Annotated in this window: 19 protein-coding genes and 1 tRNA gene; 10 read left to right on the top strand and 10 right to left on the bottom strand. The window is 63.0% G+C overall.

Features of this window, described 5'->3' with window-relative positions; genetic code table 11:
• Window positions 1-213: 213 nt before the first annotated feature.
• Window positions 214-678: a DUF411 domain-containing protein gene (locus tag LY44_RS17200; RefSeq protein ID WP_055211308.1), complete on the top strand. Its 465-nt coding sequence runs from the start codon at window positions 214-216 to the stop codon at window positions 676-678.
• A gap of 345 nt (window positions 679-1,023) precedes the next feature.
• Here LY44_RS17200 and LY44_RS17190 read toward each other — a convergent pair whose 3' ends face one another.
• The gene (locus LY44_RS17190; protein WP_074555896.1) at window positions 1,024-1,815 is read right to left on the bottom strand and encodes a hypothetical protein; all 792 of its coding nucleotides are present in this window, start codon (window positions 1,813-1,815) and stop codon (window positions 1,024-1,026) included.
• Between the two features lie 408 nt (window positions 1,816-2,223).
• On the opposite strand from LY44_RS17190, the gene LY44_RS17185 reads away from it, so the two are divergent.
• The 3 genes from LY44_RS17185 to LY44_RS17175 all read left to right on the top strand — a co-directional run bounded on the left by LY44_RS17185 (window position 2,224) and on the right by LY44_RS17175 (window position 4,465).
• Window positions 2,224-3,822: a structural protein gene (locus LY44_RS17185; RefSeq protein ID WP_055211507.1), complete on the top strand. Its 1,599-nt coding sequence runs from the start codon at window positions 2,224-2,226 to the stop codon at window positions 3,820-3,822.
• A gap of 33 nt (window positions 3,823-3,855) precedes the next feature.
• On the top strand, window positions 3,856-4,098 hold the full coding sequence (locus tag LY44_RS17180; RefSeq protein ID WP_074555898.1) for a hypothetical protein: 243 nt from the start codon (window positions 3,856-3,858) through the stop codon (window positions 4,096-4,098).
• Window positions 4,099-4,171: 73 nt separating this feature from the next.
• Window positions 4,172-4,465, top strand: coding sequence for a hypothetical protein (locus tag LY44_RS17175; protein WP_055211504.1), 294 nt, complete (start codon window positions 4,172-4,174; stop codon window positions 4,463-4,465).
• Between the two features lie 230 nt (window positions 4,466-4,695).
• On the opposite strand, the gene LY44_RS17170 is transcribed toward LY44_RS17175, so the two are convergent.
• Together LY44_RS17170 and LY44_RS18495 are read right to left on the bottom strand one after the other, a co-directional pair.
• The gene (locus LY44_RS17170; RefSeq protein WP_055211502.1) at window positions 4,696-4,986 is read right to left on the bottom strand and encodes a HigA family addiction module antitoxin; all 291 of its coding nucleotides are present in this window, start codon (window positions 4,984-4,986) and stop codon (window positions 4,696-4,698) included.
• Between the two features lie 12 nt (window positions 4,987-4,998).
• Window positions 4,999-5,280, bottom strand: a complete 282-nt coding sequence (locus LY44_RS18495) for a type II toxin-antitoxin system RelE/ParE family toxin (protein ID WP_055211500.1) — start codon at window positions 5,278-5,280, stop codon at window positions 4,999-5,001.
• Window positions 5,281-5,737: 457 nt separating this feature from the next.
• On the opposite strand from LY44_RS18495, the gene LY44_RS17160 reads away from it, so the two are divergent.
• Window positions 5,738-6,844 carry a DNA adenine methylase gene (locus tag LY44_RS17160; RefSeq protein ID WP_201778588.1) on the top strand — a complete coding sequence of 369 codons (1,107 nt, stop codon included), beginning with the start codon at window positions 5,738-5,740 and terminating at the stop codon, window positions 6,842-6,844.
• Window positions 6,844-7,680 carry a DpnII family type II restriction endonuclease gene (locus LY44_RS18375; RefSeq protein ID WP_055211498.1) on the top strand — a complete coding sequence of 279 codons (837 nt, stop codon included), beginning with the start codon at window positions 6,844-6,846 and terminating at the stop codon, window positions 7,678-7,680. The genes LY44_RS17160 and LY44_RS18375 overlap by 1 nt, the downstream gene beginning before the upstream one ends.
• A 97-nt stretch (window positions 7,681-7,777) precedes the next feature.
• Here LY44_RS18375 and LY44_RS18370 read toward each other — a convergent pair whose 3' ends face one another.
• Window positions 7,778-8,074 (bottom strand): hypothetical protein, encoded by a 297-nt coding sequence (locus LY44_RS18370; protein WP_055211496.1) that lies wholly within the window; start codon window positions 8,072-8,074, stop codon window positions 7,778-7,780.
• Between LY44_RS18370 and LY44_RS18365 the strand changes: the two genes are divergently transcribed.
• Genes LY44_RS18365 through LY44_RS17140 form a run of 3 tightly spaced genes read left to right on the top strand, consistent with a single transcriptional unit; the run spans window position 7,961 to window position 9,889 of the window.
• Entirely contained in the window at window positions 7,961-8,596 is a 636-nt protein-coding gene (locus LY44_RS18365; RefSeq protein WP_394325855.1) for a DUF5131 family protein, read from the top strand. The genes LY44_RS18370 and LY44_RS18365 overlap by 114 nt on opposite strands.
• On the top strand, window positions 8,589-8,822 hold the full coding sequence (locus tag LY44_RS17145; RefSeq protein WP_055211493.1) for a helix-turn-helix domain-containing protein: 234 nt from the start codon (window positions 8,589-8,591) through the stop codon (window positions 8,820-8,822). Before LY44_RS18365 ends, LY44_RS17145 begins: the two co-directional genes overlap by 8 nt.
• The gene (locus tag LY44_RS17140) at window positions 8,792-9,889 is read left to right on the top strand and encodes a tyrosine-type recombinase/integrase (RefSeq protein WP_055211491.1); all 1,098 of its coding nucleotides are present in this window, start codon (window positions 8,792-8,794) and stop codon (window positions 9,887-9,889) included. The genes LY44_RS17145 and LY44_RS17140 overlap by 31 nt, the downstream gene beginning before the upstream one ends.
• A gap of 26 nt (window positions 9,890-9,915) precedes the next feature.
• On the opposite strand, the gene LY44_RS17135 is transcribed toward LY44_RS17140, so the two are convergent.
• The 6 genes from LY44_RS17135 to LY44_RS17110 all read right to left on the bottom strand — a co-directional run bounded on the left by LY44_RS17135 (window position 9,916) and on the right by LY44_RS17110 (window position 14,027).
• A tRNA-Ile gene (locus LY44_RS17135) sits at window positions 9,916-9,991 on the bottom strand.
• Window positions 9,992-10,079: 88 nt separating this feature from the next.
• Window positions 10,080-11,129 (bottom strand): threonine aldolase family protein, encoded by a 1,050-nt coding sequence (locus tag LY44_RS17130; RefSeq protein WP_055211489.1) that lies wholly within the window; start codon window positions 11,127-11,129, stop codon window positions 10,080-10,082.
• Window positions 11,130-11,579, bottom strand: a complete 450-nt coding sequence (locus LY44_RS17125) for a YcgN family cysteine cluster protein (protein WP_055211487.1) — start codon at window positions 11,577-11,579, stop codon at window positions 11,130-11,132. It abuts the gene before it with no gap.
• A gap of 42 nt (window positions 11,580-11,621) precedes the next feature.
• Window positions 11,622-12,545, bottom strand: coding sequence for a bifunctional riboflavin kinase/FAD synthetase (locus tag LY44_RS17120; RefSeq protein WP_055211485.1), 924 nt, complete (start codon window positions 12,543-12,545; stop codon window positions 11,622-11,624).
• Window positions 12,546-12,585: 40 nt separating this feature from the next.
• Window positions 12,586-13,026, bottom strand: a complete 441-nt coding sequence (locus LY44_RS17115; RefSeq protein WP_055211483.1) for a MaoC family dehydratase — start codon at window positions 13,024-13,026, stop codon at window positions 12,586-12,588.
• A 122-nt stretch (window positions 13,027-13,148) separates the two neighbouring features.
• Entirely contained in the window at window positions 13,149-14,027 is an 879-nt protein-coding gene (locus LY44_RS17110) for a TIGR01459 family HAD-type hydrolase (RefSeq protein ID WP_055211481.1), read from the bottom strand.
• 310 nt (window positions 14,028-14,337) lie between these two features.
• Here LY44_RS17110 and parE point away from each other — a divergent pair, with 310 nt between their 5' ends.
• Complete coding sequence (gene parE / locus LY44_RS17105; protein WP_055211479.1) at window positions 14,338-16,296, top strand: DNA topoisomerase IV subunit B; 1,959 nt, start codon at window positions 14,338-14,340, stop codon at window positions 16,294-16,296.
• The last annotated feature ends 86 nt before the right edge of the window (window positions 16,297-16,382 follow it).

Genomic DNA, 16,382 nt, shown 5'->3' with positions numbered 1-16,382 from the left:
CCACCACCTTCGCGCCGGAAGGCTGCCTGCAGCATTGTCTGGGCGCCTCGCTGACGCCCGAACCGATGCAGCCCGCCGCAAGGGCCGAGCGCGTCTCGCGGCTCGTCCCGCCTGCGGTTCCGTTGCGGCTGGCGCTGCTTTCCCCCGAACCGGAGGGGCCGCCGCCGCGCATCTGATCTTCGCCACGTTCCCATTCTTGAACCGGAGATCATCATGACCAAACTTTCCCGCCGCACCGTTCTGGCCCTTGTCGCCGGGTGCCTTGCCAGCGCACCGCTGCGCGCCGCCGCGCCAGTGGCGATCACTGTCGTCAAGGATCCCGATTGCGGCTGCTGCGAGGCCTGGATCGATATTCTGCGCGCTGACGGCTTTGCCGTGACGACACAGGTGATCGACTATGACGCGCTGCAGGCGCTCAAGGGGCAAAGCGGCATCCCCGAGCCGATGCGCTCGTGCCACACCGCCCGGGTCGGGGGCTATGTGATCGAGGGCCACGTTCCCCCCGCCGACATCCGCCGACTGCTGGCCGAGCGCCCCGCGGCGCTGGGGCTGGCGGTTCCGGGCATGCCGCTTGGTGCCCCCGGCATGGGCCCCGAGGCTCAGCGCGAGGCCTATGACGTGCATCTGATCACCACCGGCGGGCAATCCCGGGTGTTTGCCCATTACGACGCGGCCTGAACGCCGCCCGGACTGCGGCGCCCTGCGGGTTTGACATTCCGGCGGGGCGCCCGATCCTGCAGGCCGGAGGAGACCTGGTGCGCGCGACGATCGAACGGCCCGGTCTGGGCGAAACGGCGCGCGTCCGGGCGCGGATCGCGGCGTTGTCCTCTGGCGGACCGGCGGGGGGGGGGAGCGCGGACGTATCCGGCCCTGAGCCGACAGTCAGTTACCGCGATGCTTCGTGGCCAAACTCTCCAGAGCGGCCTTTCGGGTATTGCAGCAAAACTCGGTCAGGGAGGGATCGCGATGCGGTAGGATCAAACCCATGCAATTTATGACTTACCGCGCTGAGCGCGAGCGTCGCTAATCTGCGGCGTCCTTGGCTTCCTCCTGTGATAGCTTCTCCGCCTCTTCAGCGGAGATGTCGATATCAAGTTCATCTGGGTGTGCGAGTGCTTCCTCGAAGTAGTCCTCTTTCTCTTCAAGTTTTTCTTCGAGTACCGCCGCCGCCCGTTCCATCTCCTGTTCGACCAGATTCGGCTCGCTCCAGCCCATCATTGTGCGGTAGCTCTTCGCAAAATTTGTCTCAGTTCGTGACGTTCCCGGGCTTCCGTCGATCGAGAACCTCTCTCGGGCGACGACGGTCGAGATATTGTGCAGCCATGGGTTCACGTGCATCGCATGTCCGATCATCATGTACTCGGCGTCGTCAATAACTCTTTCGGTGACCGAAGTGCCTAGCTTCGCAGATGTCGCAGGCTTAACGAGACGGCCAGTGGCTGTAACTAACGGGAATAAAAAGACGAAGGGTCTGGAGCCGTGGATTTCATTTAGTATGGCGTTAATCTTTGCCGGCTTGTCCTGCTTCTGAAATAATCGCTGTCTGATTGTCTGTCGTGCAGCTTTGCCTACATAGTAGGGAATGAGCTTGTCCCTCGATTTTAAGCCAATGATATACAGGCCGCATGCCTTGCTGATATCGTCAATCGCGATGTCACCTGTACGTATTCTGCCTTGAACTGCCTCTGCTTGTTCAAATACTTGGTTGGTGGCGGCATCAGGATCAAAGACCATAAAGCGGTTAACGCGGTGACGTCTGCTCCGCTTGGTTTCGAAGAAAAATGGTCCCATGCATCGGAAGCGGTAATCGGTCATAAGAAATCCTAAGCCGTCTTCTCTTCAATCATCTCCGGAGACCATACCCCAGTCAACGCGAAATGTGATCCGCGGATTGCCGCAGATGCGATGCCGCGAGTTCACGGGCCGCTTACCGCCCCTTGCGAAGGCGTCTCGCATGAACGACGTACCCGGCCCTCTGCTGCCGATCGAAACGGGCTTCATGCGGCGGTGCGGTTGCTCCGAAGCGGCCGTTCATGGTGTGGTGCAGAAAAATCCCGAGCCGGCTATCGCTGGGGGCAGGTCAGTGTCAATAAACGAGGGGCACCTCACTCCGCCAAGCACGACCGAACGCCACCCAAATCCAACCTTCTCTGGGACCGAACGGTTCGTTAACGCTTCACGGCCCAAAGTGAGGTAGGTTCCCCGACATCTGCAGGGGGAACCATGAGTTCATTTGTCAGCTTCAACCAGTTCGTACGACACGGCGGCCACGCGACCATTGTCCTCGGCCTTCGTGCGATCGAACCTGCGATGGAGCTAAAGCAGGCGCGGCTGGACAGCACCGTTACGGATGCATTTGAACAGCGGCTGCGCGAGCTTGCGGCAGAGAATTGGTCCGTCTTGACGGGAGCGTTCGCGCGTGCAGGCATCGTCGCTGATCCGACTGTCGAAGACGTAGAGACCGAGATTTGCCGCGAGCGGGCTGACTTTTCGGAACAGGCTTCAGCGATCATGGCAACCACTGACCCGAGTGTTGCTGACGCCGATGTTTCGACACTTTCCGATTGGCTCGCGCGTCGATTTCTGACCCAGATCGACGAATGGCGCCAACGACGGTTGGGCGTGACCCATTTTGTCTGGCGGACGCAGGACGATGAGAAGGTCCGCGCGGCGCAGGCCGAACGCGATGACAGGGTCTATTCCTGGCAAGACGAATTCCCCGATGGTCCGCCCGGTCACGGCTACAACTGCCGATGCGTCGCCGAACCGGCGATCGTCGACGGAACGATCCTGCTCACAGATTTCCCGACATCTCCAGACCTCAGCGAGAGGATAGCCCAGGCGCAAGCCGACGGGCTCACCGACGCGGCGGCAGATGCAGCAGCAGGCGGTGCGATTTCGGTCTACAATCTGTTCCGCTTTTCGTGGCTTGGTTACCGGCGCCTGTTCGGTGTGATCACGCCTGAGGAGGAGGCCGAGCGCCTCGCCATGCGCGAAAGCCTGGCCAGCGCCATTCGAGCGCTCGCCGATCTCGACGCCGAGACCGTCCGCCAACTGAGCGAAGCCTTCGTCGACTATTTCGACGCCAGACACGCGGACCTGCGTCTGCTCGACCTCGAATTCCGTCTCGGGCTCGCCTCGGAAGACGCATTGCTCAAGGCCTATCGCGACGTCGCCTATCTGGACGCAGCGACAACGCTTGGGGGCGTGGCCCTTACGACGACGCTCGCACGGCTTGGGGTAGGGGTAGCACGGCTCTCACCGCGGGCAGCAATCGTCGGCTTGCGCTCGGCTGCCCTGCGCATCGACGGCATGATCGCCATGCGGAGCGCCACGGTCGACAGCTTCGTCGCGCGCAGATTTGCCGAGTTGGCAACGCAGGGGCACGGCCCGCAGCGTCACGAAGGCGCGGTCACTCGACAGATGCTGATCGACCGCGTGTTGCTCGGCATAGATCCGATGACCGGGACTTCGAGAGACGGCGTGACCGGGAGACCGCACCGCGCGCCACCGATTGCCAGCCGTATCACGTCGCCCGAGGCATTCGTTGCCGCCGAGCGCTTCGTGCGGCGAACGCCCGAATATCGCGCGGCTCGAGACGCTGCGCAATTCGAACCGGCATATCAGCGCGGCAGCTTCCTCGTCGTTCTTCCTTTGGAGGACGCGCTTGGCCCGGACTACCTGCGCCTCGTAGAGGGAGTCAGGACTGCCGGCGGAGGCGCCATCAGCGCGGATTTCGATCGTGGCAACCTGCTGGCTGTATTCCGCCATGTGCCGGGCAGTGAACCTGCGCTCGTCACCATGTGCCCGATCACGAGGTAGAAAATGGTCAGCCTAGACAGTTGGAAAAGGACTATGTTCCTGCTTTGTGGGCCGGAGACCTACGATCCCGACGCCTTGAAGGCGGGTCTTGAGATTGACCCTGATGACTCGCGCCGATTCCGGGAACGCTTCGAGGCGGTCTTGCGGTACAGGCCGTTGACTGCCGACGAATACGAAAAGGATATCGGGTTCCATTTTGACAATGACGAAGAGATGTACGGCTACCTTCGGGCGATGTTCGACTTTCTTTTCCAACGCGGACCATTTCCGGAATGACTTTTTTGGCGGCATTGGCCGGGATTGGCGGCGAGCCTGTGCTGGTCACGATGTATCCGATGGAAGCGCGACAATGAAATCTCTCGACCTGCGGACCCAGGCTTGGCTGGATGACATGTCCCTCTATTGCGGGGCGAACGTGTATGGCCCGGACAAATTGAAAGAAGAACTCGGGTGGTCGAGCGAATGGTCTGAGCGCCTGCGTCGGAATTTCGATTATGTCTTGGAAAACCGGTCTCTGACCGCTGACGATTACGCGCGCAGAACGGACATCGAATTCGAAAACGACGAAGCGCTGTTTGCGTACGTCGAGGCGCTGCGTGATTTTCTTTTTTCGAACGGACCTTATCCCGAATTCGAAGGCTGAGCCAGGCGGGAGAACGTTCGACGGCAGGCCCACCCCCTCCATCGAATGGCTGCTTTCGGGACGCGATCGCGGAACCGCACGGCGCGGCCACCGTCCGCTTTCCGCCCTCTGCGTCGGTGCGATCCCATGCGCCGATGACTGAGGACCAAGCGCCGCGACTGCCTCTTGCGGCGATTCGTTCGAATGGCCGCGCCGGTAATCGTCCACCCCGCCCGCGGGGGCTCCGGGGCTCAGGTCGCCTGCATCGGCTGAATGAAAGAAACGTCTACAGTCTTGCGCGCGCGATCAAGGTCATAGGCGCGTTGCAGGTTCATCCGGAATTCGGCGGTGTTGCCGAAGAACCTGGACAGGCGCAGCGCGGTGTCCGCGGTCAGAGCCGTTTCCCCCTTCACAAGCCGTTCAATCCGGGTGCGCGGGACGCCGAGCTTCTTGGCAAGCGCGCCTGCACTCAGATCGAGAGCGGAGAGGAACAGCTCGTCCAGCACTGCGCCGGGGTGCGACGGGTTCGCAAGCGTGATCATCTTTGTCCCCTTTCACTGATAGTCCGCAATCTCGATGTCTGCCGGGCCGGTTTCGGTCCAAACAAAGCAAATGCGCCATTGCCTGTTGATCCGCACCGAGTGTTGCCCCGCCCGATCGCCCTTGAGCTCCTCCAGGTTGTTCCCGGGCGGAAAGCGCAAGTCTTCAAGCACGGACGCCGCGTGCAGAGCCGACAGCAGGACGCGAGTCCGCTTCACCAGATCGCTCGGGAAGCCCTTGCCGTAATGGCCATTGACGGCATCTGTGGCAAGCTTTCCCTTGGTGCTCTGGATCATGCCGAGGTTTGTATCATGATGTGATACGCGCATCACGGGCAAGGGGGTCCCATGCCTGGAAGGTCGAACGCTCTGGAACGTGAAGCGATCGGCCGTTCGAGCGCGTCGCGGCACGTGCCCGATCAGCCCCTCGTGCCCTGCGCAAACGTGGCGCTTAGAAACGGTAAGAGGGCGGTTAGCTGCTACTGGCACTGAGGCATCGAAGTCGCTGCAAGAACTGCGATAATGATATCGATTGCGCCGCTTGAGGTCTTGGGGCGTCGGGAAGGCTGCGCCAAAAGCCGCCGCCCGAAATTCAACCTTATGAAAAGATTGATGTTTCGGCGGACGAAGACAAAAAGCTGGGCACTTTGCCAAGCATTGCTCGAAGTTGGCAAAAGGCCTACGATAGTTGCACGCTCAATGCAGGTGAGCTAGTCACCCCTTTATTGGACAGTGAGCAAAGAGGAAAAGCGGCATGACAAGAATTCTGACCGCCCCGGCGCCCGCTAAGGTTGTTCCGCTTCGCAAGCTGCCGACAGTGGCGATCTCGACGGGAATTCCGACAATCGCCACAAAATATCCCGAACTGCGCTATATGGGTTCAAAAACACGCCTCCTGCCGTGGATTTTTGAAACCCTCAACACGCTCGATTTTGAGAGCGCGCTTGATCCGTTCTCTGGCACGGGTTGCGTCTCTTACCTCATGAAGTCGATGGGGCGGCGCGTGATCGCATCCGATTTCCTCAACTTCACCAGTACTGTGGCTCGTGCGACAGTCGAGAATAATCATGTGCAATTGGATGGGAAGGCCGTCAAGCAACTCTTGAGCCATGCCCCGGCAACGCATCATTTCATCGAGCGCACGTTTAAGGGTGTCTTCTACACGCAGGAGGACCTTCGCTTTCTTGATCGCGTCTCCGGCAATATTGGCCAGCTCCAGGATCCCTATCAGCAGGCGCTTGCCTATGCTGCCCTTTTCCGTTCGTGCCTCAAGCGACAACCCCGCGGCGTCTTCACGATCTCGGGCGACCTGTCGCACTACGACGACGGTCGCCGAGACCTGCGCTTGTCTGTTGAAGAGCATTTCATTGAGCAGATTGAGGTCTACAATGCTGCTGTCTTCGATAACGGCCGCAAGAATGCTGCGCTGCGCTCTGACCTATTCGACCTACCGCGCCGTAAGGTCGACCTTGTTTATCTCGATCCCCCCTATGTGCCGCGCTCGGATGATAACTGTTACATTAAACGGTATCACTTTCTTGAGGGCCTCTCCTGCTACTGGCAGGGGTTGCCGGTGGACACGAGCACAAAAGTAAAGAAAATCGCAAAGAAATACACGCCCTTCAGCTACCGCCGAACGGCCATCGATGCTTTTGACCGCATGTTCGCACGATTCTCCAAGAGCACGATTGCCCTCTCATATAGCTCGAACGGCTTTCCTGATCTCAACCAACTCGAAGACCTGATGCGCAAACATAAATCAAAGGTGCGAGTATTCGAGAAACCACATCGTTATCACTTTGGGACGCATGACGGCGTCAAGCGTGCCGCCGTAACTGAATATCTGATCGTGGGCAGCTAATGCAGGTAAAAGATCAAACAGTCGAGGAAGTCTTGGACAACCTCAGTCCGCTCGATGTGGAATGGATGGACGAGACGGCAGCTGCGGCTATTGCCGCGGTATCCAGTATCGAAAAGAAGCCTATCTATGGCCGTGATGATATCGCGTCTCTGCTCGATGGGGATTTCGACCGGGGAATTCTCTGCGCACGCCTATTCCTAGCCCTGTCGAAAGACAGCATGGTAACAGAATTGCGCCGCGAACTGGGTAAAGGCGGTATCGGCGTCACGCGTTACAAAGCCGAGCCCGAAGCCTATCTCGCCGCGCTAGAACGATTGACGCTTCCCGACGCGATGGCGAAAGCAATAAATTATGAGCCTGTCTGGAGCGATATTCTTGTAGAACGCCTGCGTTCTGGACGCGGCTCCGCGATTCAGGGGCAAAAACGCGGCCGTGGGCTTGAGGACTTTGCCGAAGCCCTCGTGAAAGACGTCTTCGGTGACGCATATGAGACCCGCTGTACCTTCACTGGCGCCGACCAAAAGACAGCGAAATGCGATGTTGCCATTCCCAACAAAAGTCGCCCACGCATCGTGATCGAAGTGAAGGGCTATAATGCTACGGGCTCGAAGATGACCGACATCATCGGGGATCTCGATGCCATTATCGACGCAAAGCGTCATGACACAACGCTGCTGTTTGTGACCGACGGGATGACTTGGGCTGCGCGCACATCCGATCTCAAGAAGATTGTCGATCGCCAAAACCAAGGCAAAATTGCGCGCATTTACACGACGAAGATGCGCGAAGACCTCCTTGCGGATCTCAAAACGCTCAAGCAAACGATGGGCCTGTAAAGACGGCCCTTGTTGCTTTGAAATACCCGCGTCGCCTCGTCTGCTTAGGACGGCGCAGGCCCTCGCGGTCGAGGGCCTGCGCTTTTTCCTTCCCCCGCTACCGCACTTTCCCGCGGATCAGCAGTTCGGCGGCGGGGATGCTTTGGCCTTTTCCGGCGATCGAATAGGTGGTGCGGACCGGCTCGATCTCTGCCCAGGAGAAGATCTCGCGGATCTCGGGCACGTCGTTGATCGAGAGCAGGAACCGCCCCTTGAGGCCGCGCAGCCCATCCGCCAGGCGCTGGAAATCGTCGCGGCTGAACAGATCCTTGCCGTAGTCGCTCTCGCAGCCCCAATAGGGCGGGTCGGCACCTCGATCGAGGATCAGGCGACCGCCGATGCGCGCATCCCGCATCTGCTCGCCACACCCGCCGCCGCGCGGTTCGTCTCGGCCGAGCCGCTGCTGGGGGCGCTGGATTTGCGCATCACGCAGGCTCGCGGATCGTCTCGCGTTCTGAACGCGCTGACCGGAATGTCGTTTTCCGAAACAAGCCTCTCGGCACTTCCTCGGGGGCCGGGCCTTGACCTTGTAATCGTCGGCGGCGAGAGCGGCCCGCGCGCCCGGCCGATGCACTCGGACTGGGTGCGCAGCCTGCGCGACCACTGCGTGAGCGCGGGCGTGTCGTTCCACTTCAAACAGTGGGGTGAGTGGATGTTTCAATCGCCCGAAGGCCGGGCGACAGGATTTTATCGGGTCGGCAAGAAGGCCGCTGGCCGCCTGCTCGACGGGCGCACCTGGGACGAAAGGCCGGGGGCACGGGCTTGCCGGGGTGCCCGGCAGGCGCGGAGTTCGAACGAGCCGCCTGCAAGTGCGTCGTCGCGGATTCCCGACGCAACCGGGCGTGGCCAGCCTAGCACGGGGGCCACTGATGGGTAAACACGAACCGCATTTCGTGCCGCGTCTGCTGCCCGCGCCCGAGGCGGCGCATTACCTTGGCGTCTCTGAAAGCACCTTGCGCTTGCTGGAGATCCCGCGCCGAAAGCTGGGGGCGAAACGTCTTTACGACCGCTTCGACCTTGACGCCTTCGCCTCGGCGCTGCCCATTGAGGGCGAGAGCGAAGGGGAAACGGCATGCGATCACCTGTTTGGGGTGTCAAGTTGAAGGGCGTCCGGCGCCAGCGTCGCGGCGAGCGCGTGGTGAAATATCACCGCGCCAGCGGCATCCGCTTGCCGGATCTGCCCGAGACGCACCCGGATTTCGTCGCCGCCTGGGCTGCGGCCGAGGCCAGCCTGACCGGCCCCGCTGCGCTTGCGCGCAAGGCGCCGGTCGCCGCGGGAACGCTTGCCGCCGCGATCCGTGCCGAAAAGACGAGCCGTCCGTTTGCCGAGCTGTCGAGCCTTTATCCGTCGATCCTGCGCAAGGATTTCGACGCGATGGAGGCCGCCTATGGCACGGCACCGCTCAAGGGGCTGCGGTCACGCCATATCGAGGCCGATCTCGACAAGCTTTCGGCCGATGCCGCGAACAAGCGCCTCAAGGCGTGGCGGCGGGTGATGGGCGGCGCCAGGCGGCGCGGCGAGATCGAGTCCGACCCGTCGATCGAGGTCAGGCGCATCAAGGTCAAGACCGAGGGCTTTCCCGCCTGGACACAGGACGAGGTCGAAAAGTTCCGCGCCCGCTGGCCGATCGGCACCTTGCAGCGCGCCTGTTTCGAGCTGGTCTGCTGGACCGGCGCGCGGACGAATGACGCGGTGCGCCTTGGCCCGCGCAACATCGACCACGGCGGCATACTGAGCTACCGGCAGAGCAAGACCGCCAATCCGGCGATGGTGCCCTGGTCCAATCCGCTGCCGGGCTATGCCGCGGCCTGGGCGGCCGAGCGCGAGACCGTCAAGTCGGCGCTGGCCTGTCTCTCGGGCGGTTTCACCTTCCTTGAGGCGAATGGGCGGGTGCGATCGGTCAAGGGGCTTGGCAATGTGATCAGCGAGGCCGCGCGCGGGGCAGGGGTCGAGAAATCCGCCCACGGCCTGCGCAAATACCGCCTCACCGCGATCGCGGAAGCGGGCGGATCGGCGCATGCGATCATGGCTTGGGGCGGGCATCAGACGCTGGTCGAGGCCGAGCATTACACCCGCGCGGCGGATCGCCGGCGACTCGTCATGGGGGTGGAACAAGGCGGGAACGTTGTATCACCCCGCAGCCCTGATACAAAAACGGCAAAAAAGTGAATGACTTCAATGCCGTTTTGGGGATGTGGTAGGCCTGGAGGGACTCGAACCCCCAACCAAGGCGTTATGAGCGCCCGGCTCTGACCATTGAGCTACAGGCCCGTAGCTTGTGCGAAGTCCTAGGCAAGATGGGCGGGGCGGTCAAGCACCGGAATGGGGCAGGGGCCGCCCCCTCCGCACCGGCCAAAGCTCAACGCAGATGCGCCAGAAAGGCGTCGATCTCGGTCTCGGTCGTGGCCCAGGTGGTCACCATCCGCGCCGCCAGCGGTTCCGCATCGGGGCCATCGAGCGATTGATCGAAGGGCCAGAGGTAATAGGACGCCCCCGCCGCATGCGCCGCGCGATGGGCGGCGCGGGGGAAGGCGGCGAAGACCTCGTTCGCCTGCGTCGGATGCGTCAGCGCGGCCCCCGGCAGCGCGGCAATGCCCGCCGAGAGCCGCGCCGCCATTGCATTCGCCTGCCGGGCAAGGCGCAACCACAGATCGCCGTCCAGATAGGCCGCCATCTGCGCCGCCAGGAAACGGTGTTTCGAGAACAGATGCCCGCCGCGCTTGCGACGCAGCTCGAATTCCCAGGCGCGGGCGGGATCGAAGATCACCACCGCCTCGACCCCCATGCAGCCGTTCTTGGTGCCGCCAAAGCTCAGCACATCGACCCCGGCCTTCCAGGTGATCTCGGCCGAGGTGCAGCCGAGCGTGACCAGCGCATTGGCAAACCGCGCCCCGTCCATGTGAACGGGCAGCTTGTAATCCCGCGCCACGGCAGTCAGCGCGGCCACCTCGGCGGGGGTGTAGATCGTGCCCGCTTCGGTCGCATTGGTCAGCGAGACCATGCCGCGTTGCACATTATGCACGCCCGCCCGCGCGGTATGCGCAATCGCGGCGCGCAGACCCGCCGCGTCCATCTTCGCATGGGGCCCATCGACCAGCACCAGCTTGGAGCCGCCGGTGTAGAATTCGGGCGCGCCGCATTCGTCTTCCTCGATATGGGCGTTGCGGTGACAGAAAATCGCCCCCCAGGGCTGGGTCAGCACGGCACAGGAGAGCGCATTCGCCGCCGTGCCGGTCGCCACCAGATAGACCGCCGCCTGCGGCGCCTCGAAAATCTCGCGCAGATGCTCGACCACCGCGCCACTCAGCGGATCGGCGCCATAGGAGGGCACATGACCCGCATTCGCCGCCGCCAAAGCCGCCATGATCTCGGGCGCGACGCCCGCGGTATTGTCCGATGCAAACTGCATTCAGAGATCCTCGATGATGTAATCCTGCCAGTCTTCCTCGGGCACCTCGGCCTCGGAGACGGTCCAGCCGCGCACCGATTGGCCCGCTTCATGCACCGTCTCGGGATCGCCCGAAATCAGATAATGCCAGGGTTCCAGCGGCCTGCCCTCGGACCGCAGCCGATAGGCACAGGTCTCGGGCATCCAATAGGCGCTTTTTTTCAGCGATTTCGGCGTCAGCCGCACGCATTCGGGCACGAATTGATGCCGGATTTCATAATTGCGGCAGCGGCAGCTTTCGCCATCAAGCAGCCGACAGGCGACGCGGGTGAATTCAAGCTCGCCGGTGTCTTCATATTCCAGCTTGTTCAGACAGCATTTGCCGCAGCCGTCGCAAAGCGCCTCCCATTCGGCGGGGGTCAGCTTGGCCAGCGGCAGGGTCCAGAACAGGGGGCGCAGATCACTACTCATCGCGCGAAAGGTGACTCGGATTTGGGCATTTGGAAAGTCACCTCAGGCTGTGCGCAGGATCTCGCGCGCGGTGTCGCAATCTTGCGCCATCTGGCGCATCAGCGCGGGCAGGCCGTCGAATTTCATTTCCGGGCGCAGATAGTCGACCAGCGCGACGGAAAGGTGCTGGCCGTAAAGATCGCCCTCGAAATCAAACAGAAAGGTCTCCAGATTGGGGGCGTTTTCGCCGAACATCGGCCGCACGCCAAGGCTGGCCGCGCCCAGATAGGCCCCCGCCTGCGGGCCGGTCAGCACATCGACCTTGACCGCATAGACGCCGAGCTTCGGCAGATGCAGCCGCGCCACCGACATGTTCGCGGTCGGAAAGCCAAGGCCGCGGCCGCGCTTGTCGCCGTGCATCACCTCGCCCTCGATCCGGTGCAGGTGACCGAGCATCTTCGCCGCGTCGCGCACCCGCCCCTCGGCCAAAGCCTTGCGGATATTGGTCGAGGAAACCTCGAGCCCGTCGATGTGCAGAAGCGGCGCCACCGTGACGTCAAAGCCGAAGCGGTGGCCGAGCGCGATCAGCTCGGCCGTGCCCGCCGCGCGGCCCTTGCCGAAGCGGAAATCGCCCCCCACCGTGACATGGGCGACGCCCAGCCCCTCGGCCAACACCTTGCCCGCGAAGGTCTCGGGGTCCATCCCCGCCAATTCGGGGCCAAAGGGCAGCTCGTAAAGCCGCGTCACGCCCAGTTTCGCCAGCCGGTGTTCGCGCGCCTCGGCATTCATCAGCCGGAACGGCGCGGCCTCGGGGGCGAAGACCTCGCGCGGGTGGGGCTCGAAGGTGATGATGCCCAGGGGCTCGCGGCCGCGGGCAAGGTCGATCACCGATTGATGCCCCAGATGCACCCCGTCGAAATTGCCCATCGCCACCGAGGCGCCGCGCGCCTCGGGCGAAAGCCCCGTCCAGTGGGTATAGGTCTGCATGCCCGGTCTTGTCCCGCCTCCGGCGAGGCCGCCGGTCGTGTCAGTTCTTGCAGGCGGGCGCCAGAACCTGCGCTTCGCCCTCGATCACCACCGTATCGCCCACGCGGCAGCGGGTTTCAAGGGTGACCCGACGCTTCACCGGGTCGATCGCCGCCACCGTGACTTCGGCGGTGACCACGTCGCCCGGCCGCACCGGGGCGCGGAATTTCAGCGACTGGCCGAGATAGATCGTGCCGTGCCCCGGCAGCTGCTCGCCGATCACCGCCGAGATCAGCCCGGCCGAGAGCATCCCATGCGCGATCCGGCCCTTGAACATCGTGCCCTTGGCGAAATCTTCGTCCAGATGCACGGGGTTGCGGTCGTTCGAGACCTCGGCGAAGAGTTCGATGTCGCGGTCGGTGACTTCCTTGGTCAGGCTGCGCATCATGCCGAGTTCAAGCTGATCGATGCAGATCGTGCCGCGGGAAATGTCGTCGGTCATGGGGGCGCTCCGGCTGGGGGTCATGTTGCGCCGCCGCTTAGCATGGTGGCGGCCACCATGCAAGCGCAGCGAAACTTATGAACCCAAGGTGATGCCTGGGCGCAAGATAGTTGCGGGGCCGCTCAGCGCAGCCGACCGATCGTGTATTGCGGATCCTGCTGGCGGGCATCGAGCCAGGCCCGCAGCAGATCCGGGTTCGGATTTTCGACATCGGCGCCGAACTGCTCGGCGGCCAGTCCGCCCGAGACGAAAAGCACGTCAAGGTTTTCGCCGATCGCCCCCGCCACATCGGTGTTGATGCCATCGCCCACCGCCAGCACGCGGCTGTCATCGGCCAGACCGAATTCCGCCATGCGGCGGCGCGCCATGTCGTAGATCGGCGGATGCGGCTTGCCGAAATACATCGTGCGCCCGCCCATTTCCTCGTAAAGCGCAGCGAGCGCGCCCGCGCAATAGATCCGGGTTGCGCCCATGTCGACGACCACATCGGGATTGGCGCAGAGCATCGGCAGGCCGCGGGTCTTGGCTTCCAGGAAGCGGGGGCGGTAGTCTTCGGGCACTTCGTTCAGCTCGTCGAAGGGGCCGGTGCAGACGATGCCCTCGGCCTGATCGAAGGGGACCAGCTGGACATGGCTGCGGCCCTCCCATTCCGGCGGGATTTCGGTGAAGAAGCCGTCGTCCTTTTGCGGCCCGAGGTGCCAGAGCCTGCGCCCGACCGCGCCCGCGAACATCGCATCCTGCGCCGCATCGCCCGAGGTGACGATGGCATCCCAGGCCTCGCGCGGGACGCCCATGCGGTCCAACCCCTCGGCGACGAAGCGGGCCGGGCGCGGCGCGTTGGTGATCAGGATCACCCGGCCGCCCTGACCGCGGAAGCCTTGCAGCGCGGCAAGGGCGGCGGGGAAGGGGGCGACGCCATTGTGCACGCAGCCCCAGAGATCGCACAGAAGCACGTCGTAACGGGCGGAGATTTCGGCGAGCGACTGGAGGATGCGGGTCATGGGGCGGCCTTTCGGAACGGTTCGGACATCGATGCGGCCAACTTATGACATGGGTGCGACAGAATGACAAAGGGGCACGACAGGATGCGGCGCGCGTCGCGGCCGCCCGGGGCAGGGGGGCGCCGCCCCCCTCTGGCTGCGCCATTCACCCCCCGAGGTATTTCTGGCAAGATGAAATCACGCCCTTTCATCTTGCCAGAAATACCTCGGGGGAGTCCCGGAACGGGACGGGGGCAGCGCCCCCTCCTTGCCCCGGGTGGCCAAGCTGCGGTATCTGTGCATCTCAAGAACACCAATGAAAGCGAGCACCATGTCCGGCGATCTTTTGTCCTCGACCCCGAGCGAGACCTATGACGCGTCCTCGATCGAGGTGCTCGAAGGGCTGGAGCCGGTGCGCAAGCGGCCCGGCATGTATATCGGCGGCACCGATGAGCGCGCGCTGCATCACATGGTGGCCGAGATCCTTGACAACGCCATGGACGAGGCGGTGGCGGGCCATGCGACCCGGATCGAGGTCGAGGTGAACGGGGATGGCTCGGTCACCGTGCGCGACAACGGCCGTGGCATTCCGGTTGATCCGCATCCGAAATTCCCCGGCAAATCGGCGCTGGAAGTGATCCTGTGCACGCTGCATGCGGGGGGCAAGTTCTCCAACAAGGCCTATTCGACCTCGGGCGGTCTGAACGGGGTCGGCTCGTCTGTGGTCAATGCGCTCTCGGATCTGATGGTGGTGCAGGTCGCGCGCAACAAGGAGCTTTACGAGCAGCGCTTTTCGCGCGGCGTGCCGCAGGGGCCGGTCGTGAAGCTGGGCGCGGCGCCCAATCGGCGCGGCACCACCGTCACCTTTCACCCCGATCCGGAGATCTTCGGCTCGCTGAGCCTGAAGCCCGCGCGGCTCTTCAAGATGACGCGCTCGAAAGCCTATCTGTTTTCCGGCGTGGAAATCCGCTGGAAGACGGCGATTGCCGATGGCGACACGCCGACGGAGGCGACTTTCCATTTCCCCAATGGCCTTGCCGATTTTCTGGCCGAAAGCCTGACCGGCGCCTCGACCTATTCCGACAAGCCCTTTGCGGGCCGCGTCAGCTTCGAGGAGAAATACAACATCCCCGGCTCGGTCGAATGGGCGATCAACTGGACGCCGGTGCGCGACGGCTTCCTGCACAGCTATTGCAACACCGTGCCGACGCCCGAGGGTGGCACGCATGAGGCCGGGTTCTGGGCCGCGATCCTCAAGGGCATCCGCGCCTATGGCGAGCGGATCAACAACAAGAAGGCGGCGCAGATCACCCGCGAGGACATGTTGACGGGCGGCTGCGCGCTGATCTCGATCTTCATCCGCGAGCCGTCCTTCGTTGGCCAGACCAAGGACCGGCTGAGCACGGAAGAGGCCGCGCGCTGGGTCGAAAACGCGGTGCGGGATTATTTCGACACCTGGCTGACCACCGACACCAAGGCGGCCGGCGCGATCCTGGATTTCCTGGTGCTGCGGGCCGAGGAGCGGCTGCGGCGCAAGGCGGAAAAGGAGACCTCGCGCAAATCGGCGACGAAGAAGCTGCGCCTGCCCGGCAAGCTGGTCGATTGCACGGCGACGAACCGCGAGGGCACCGAGCTCTTCATCGTCGAAGGCGACTCGGCCGGGGGCTCGGCCAAGATGGCGCGTGACCGGACGATGCAGGCGCTGTTGCCCTTGCGCGGCAAGATCCTGAACGTGCTCGGCGCGGCCAGTTCCAAGCTGGGCCAGAACCAGGAAATCAACGATCTGGCGCAGGCTTTGGGCGTGGGGCTTGGCACGAAGTTCCGTGTCGATGACCTGCGCTATGACAAGATCATCATCATGACCGACGCCGATGTCGACGGCGCGCATATCGCCAGTCTTCTGATGACCTTTTTCTTCACCCAGATGCGGGGGCTGATCGACAAGGGGCATCTGTATCTGGCCTGCCCGCCGCTTTATCGCCTCACGCAGGGGGCGAAGCGGATCTATGTCGCCGACGATGCCGAAAAGGAGCTTTGGCTGGCGAAGGGGCTGGGCGGGCGCGGCAAGATCGACGTGCAGCGCTTCAAGGGTCTGGGCGAGATGGACGCCAAGGATCTGAAGGACACGACGATGAACCCGGCGACGCGCAAGCTGATCCGGGTCACCATCGACGACGAATTTGCGGGCGAGACCGCCGATCTGGTGGAGCGGCTGATGGGCAAGAAACCCGAGATGCGGTTCCAGTATATCACCGAGAACGCGCGGTTCGTGGAAGAGCTGGACGTTTGATCCGCCTCGCGCGGAAGGCTCCGGGAACGGGCAGGGATCTGGCCTGAAATCGGGGCCGGACGTGCGCGAAAGGCGATTCGATTCCG

This window comes from Rhodobacter capsulatus (genome assembly GCF_003254295.1).
GTDB classification, from domain to species: domain Bacteria; phylum Pseudomonadota; class Alphaproteobacteria; order Rhodobacterales; family Rhodobacteraceae; genus Rhodobacter; species Rhodobacter capsulatus.
Note: the sequence above shows the minus strand (reverse complement) of the source record. Positions and strands in the feature narration are given on the sequence as shown.